Source organism: Roseomonas acroporae (assembly GCF_023223525.1).
Lineage (GTDB): Bacteria > Pseudomonadota > Alphaproteobacteria > Acetobacterales > Acetobacteraceae > Roseomonas_E > Roseomonas_E acroporae.
This window is the reverse complement of the sequence record NZ_JALPRX010000187.1, coordinates 1-4,340: the sequence shown is the minus strand read 5'-3', so window position 1 is coordinate 4,340 and position 4,340 is coordinate 1. Positions and strand designations below refer to the sequence as shown.

The window sequence follows — 4,340 nt, the reverse complement described above, 5'->3', positions numbered from 1 at the left end:
GCAGGTGGCGGCGGCGACGCCGACCGTGATGAGCGACGCGCCGGGCGGGCCGCCGGCCGGGCCGGTCCCGCGCAACGCCGCGCCCGATCCCAACGCGCCGCCGCTGAGCGCCGGGTGGGACGTCTCGGCCGGCGAGCCGTGGACGCCGCAGACCAACCGCTCCGTCATCCAGACCGAAGCCGAGCGCAACGGCGCCACCGGCCTCGCGCCACAGTCGGAGATGCAGAGCCGCATCCCGGCCGGCATGCCGCCGAGCGGCCGGCCGCTGCCGGCGATGGCGCAGCCGAACGCCGGCGTGTCGGGGCAGCCGCCGCTCGGCCCCTCGTCCCCGACGCGGGCCCCGGCGGTGGTGTTCGGCCCCGACCAGCGGCCCATCCCCAGCCAGGCCACCCTGGCGCAGGCCGGCGGCATGGTGTCGCCCGGCGGCGCGGTGCCCGCCGCCGCTGCCGGCCGGCCGCCGCTGCTGAACCCCGACCAGGCGCTGCTGATGCAGTTCGCGGCCGGGAGCGGCAACATCGGCACGGCGCTGTCGATCGCCAACGGCGCGATCGACGCGCAGCGCCAGCAGACGCGCCCGGCGACCGCAGCCGACCTGCGCGACTTCGGCCTGCCGCCGGCGCCGCCGGGCCAGGCCTGGGTGATAGGACCGAACCGCTCGCCGCAGCTGGTGGGCGGCGTGCTGCCCAACTACGAGTTCCGCGCGGTCGGCAACCGGCTGGTCGCCTTCGACCCGCGCGACCCGACGCGGCGGATCGACGTCGGCGCGGCGCCGGACACGCGCCCGACGGTGACCATCGACCAGCGCGGCGCGACGGCGTTCGAGCAGCGCTACGGGACGCAGCAGGCCGACCGGGCGGTGGGCATCGAGCAGGCCGGCCAGCGCGCCGGCGACACGCTGCGGCAGGTCAACCTGTTCGAGAGCCTGAACCGGCGCTTCGACACCGGGGCCGGCGCCGGCATGCGTCTGACCGCCCAGCAGCTGGCGCGGCAGGTCCCCGGCATGACGCCGGAGCTGCTGGCGCGGTTCGGCATCGACCCCGGCGAGACGGCGGCGGGCGAGGCGCTGCGGGGGCTGACCTCGCGCATGCTGACCGGGCTGATCGGCTCGGGCGCCTTCCCCACGAACAACTTCTCCGACGCCGACCGGCAGATGCTGGAGCGGGCGCTGCCGAGCCTGGGCACCACGCCGGAGGGCAACCGCGTGCTGCTGGGCGTGATCCGGGCCGGCGCGCAGCGCGATCGGGAGATCGCGACGGCCTGGCGGAGCTGGCGGCGGGACCATGCGGGCCAGAACGTGTCGGACGCCTTCGAGAGCTTCCAGGCCGAGCGGCTGCCGCAGATCACCGAGCGCGACGACATCGGCGACCTGCTGCGCCCGTTCGTGCCGCAGGACGCACCGGCGGGCGCGGCAGGGGCAGCGGGCGCGGTCGGCGGCGGCATCCCTGGCCCGACGCCGGGCAGCACGGCCAGCCCGCCGGCGCCGGCCAGCGCCGGACCGCCGCGCGTGACCTCGCCGGAGGAGGCGATGCGGCTGCCCTCGGGCACGGTGTTCATCGACCCCAACGGGCAGCGGCGGGTGCGGCCATGAGCGGCAGCGTGGGCGGCAACGATCCCTGGTCGGTCTTTCCCCTGGCCGGCGGCGGCCCGGGTGGCGCCGCTGCCCCTGCCATGTCCCCGGCCGCGCCCGGCGCCGCGCCCGATCCGTGGTCGGCCTTCCCGCTGGCAGGAGCGGCACCGGCGGCCGCCGGGGGCGGCACCACGCCCGCCGCCGCCGCCGCACCGGCGCGTGGCGGCAGCCTCTACGACCTGGCGGGCACGGCGGTGAGCCGCGGCCTCGGCGCCATCGCCGGCCTGCCGAACGCCGCCGCCGAGGCGGACCGGTGGCTGCTGCGCCGGCTGTTCGGCGAGGAACGGGGCGATGCGATCGCCCGGTATCTCGACGTCGGCGCCGATCACGCCCCGACCCAGCAGCAGGCGGCCGCGGCCATCATGGACAGGGCCGGCGTGCGCGAGACGGAGGCGGAAAGCCGGCTTGGCCGGCTGGCGCAGCGCGGGGTGGAGTTCGCGGTGGGCAGCGCGGTGCCGCTGCCGCTCGGCCCGGCGCTGAGGGCCGGTGGTCTGGGCGCGCGCCTCGGCGAGCTGGGCGGGCAGGCGGTGCAGGGCGCGCGGCTCGGCGCCATCGCCGGCGTGGCCTCCGAGGCGGCCGGTCAGGCGACGGCCGGCACCGCGGCCGAGCCCTACGCCCGGGCGGCCGCCGGCGCCGCCGTGCCGCTGGCGGCCGGCGCCGCCTCGCTGGCAAACCGGGGCAGCGCCACGGTGGCCCGCCGGGCGCTGGAGGGCGTGACCGACACGCAGCTGGCCGTGGCCGAGCGGCTGATGGCGCAGTCCCGCGCCGCCGGCACGCCGCTTACCGCCGACGAGGCGATCCAGCAGGTGACCGGGGCGAACCAGCGTCTCCAAACGCTGCGCCGCACGGTGGAGCAGGCCGAGCAGGGCGCGCCGCTGCGGCAGCTGATGCAGGAGCGGCCGGCGGCCAACCGCGCGGCCTTCGGGCGGATGGCGGATGCCGAGCTGCCGGCGGCGGACCCGCTGACCGCGCCGACCATCCCGGCCCGGCTGAGTGCGGCGGCCGAGCAGGTGCTGGCCGAGGCGCGGCGTGCCCGCACCGACGCCACCCGGCCGATCTTCGAGATGGCGCAGCGCCAGCTCTCCACCCCGGCGGCGCGGCCGCAGGTGCGGCAGGCGGTGGAGCAGGCGATCGCGGAGATGGACCAGGCCATCCGGGCGGACCAGTCCGGGCTGCTGGCGCGCCAGCTCGACCCGGTGCGGCGCTCGTTCCAGCGCCCCGGCGCCAGCGGCCGGCTGGAGCCGGTGACCGACATCGAGAGCATCGAGCGGGCGCGGCGGTACTTCCGCGACACGCTGGCCGCGCCGCCGGCGCCCGGGCAGCCGGTGATCGACCGGGAGCTGGCCGCCCGGGTTGGCACGGCGCTGAACGGGCTGCGCGACCGGCTGCGGGGCCTCTCGGACAGCCTCGCCACCACCTCCGGGCGCGGCCCCTACGGCGTGGCGCTGGACCGCTACGCCGACATCAGCCGCACCCAGGTCGAGCCGCTGGAGAGCGGGCTGATCGGGGCCGTGTCGCGCCAGCCGACGGCGCCGGGGCAGTACCGGACGCTGGTGCCCGACGCGCCGAGCCTCGCGGCGCTGCCGACCACGCCGGCCGCGACCCGGCAGGCGGTGCGCCAGCTCGCCGCGCGCGATCCCGGCGCGGCGCAGGACCTGATCTCGACCTATGTCCGCGGCGCCTTCGAGGAAGCGTCGCAGCGCCTCGGTAGTGCCGGGCAGCGCGAGCAGGGGGCGGCGGGCTTCGCGGCAACGGTGGCGGGCAACGCCGAGCAGCGGGCGGTGCTGCGCTCGGCGATCGAGGCGGCGCACGGGCCGGAGGCGTGGCGGGGCTTCGAGCGGCTGCTCGACGTGTTCGACGCGCAGCAGTACCGGGCGGCCGCGGGCAGCCAGACGACGTTCAACACGGCGATGCGCGACGACCTGACGCGCGGCGGGCTGGTGCAGGGGGCGGTGGCGGCGGCCAACGTGCCGGCCTGGTCGCGCCGGCTGCGCGAGGTGATGGAGGATCTGCGCTACGGCCGCAACGTCGGCCGGATCGCCGACATCCTCACCTCGGCGGAAGGCGTGCAGCGCCTGCGCGCCCTGGCCCGGCAGCCGGCAGGCTCGGCGGGAGCCGCAGCCATTCTCGGGGGCCTCTTTGCCGGATCGCGGGGGTGGTCGGACGCGCCCGGCGACGCCGCCACCACGCCGTGAACCGCTCGATGTCGCCCCAGACGCTGTTCCAGTACCAGACCCAGCCGGCGGCGGCGACGCTGGCGGCGACGAACCGGCCGCTGTCGCGGGCGCCCTCGATGTCGCAGGCGAGCACGCCGGCGAAGACGGCAACGCTGGAGAGGTTGATCAGGCGCAGCAGGCGGCGGCTGGTGCGGGGCGACATGCGGCCGATCCTACAGGGCCGCCACCGGTGAGCGGAACAGCGCCGTGACCGCGACGCCGCAGCCGACGCCGCTGCCGCCGGACCACCCGGCGATGCTGCGGACCTGGCGCGTGCAGGTGCAGGGCGCCGTGGCGCACCTGCTGCTGCTGGCGATCCGGTCGGCCGAGGCCGGCGACCCCGCGACGGCCGACATGGCACTGCGCCTGGCGCGCGGCATTCCGGAGCAGGCCGGCCTGTGGGACGGCGATCTCGAGCGGCTGGAGGGCACGCTGCGCTTCGTGGCGGGGATCGCCCTGGGGACGCCGGCCGTCGCGCCGTCGCCGGAGCGGCTGGA

At 78.0% G+C, this 4,340-nt stretch carries 4 protein-coding genes; all 4 read left to right on the top strand.

The features are described from left to right. Positions 1-1,588 (top strand): hypothetical protein (locus M0638_RS27670; protein ID WP_248670182.1); only part of this gene is annotated, 1,588 nt, incomplete at its 5' end. Continuing rightward, positions 1,585-3,822, top strand: a complete 2,238-nt coding sequence (locus tag M0638_RS27665; protein WP_248670181.1) for a serine/threonine-protein kinase — start codon at positions 1,585-1,587, stop codon at positions 3,820-3,822. The genes M0638_RS27670 and M0638_RS27665, both read left to right, overlap by 4 nt. A gap of 8 nt (positions 3,823-3,830) precedes the next feature. Further along, positions 3,831-4,037: a hypothetical protein gene (locus tag M0638_RS27660; protein WP_248670180.1), complete on the top strand. Its 207-nt coding sequence runs from the start codon at positions 3,831-3,833 to the stop codon at positions 4,035-4,037. A 13-nt stretch (positions 4,038-4,050) separates the two neighbouring features. Beyond that, positions 4,051-4,340: hypothetical protein (locus tag M0638_RS27655; protein WP_248670179.1), on the top strand; the 290-nt coding region annotated here is incomplete at its 3' end.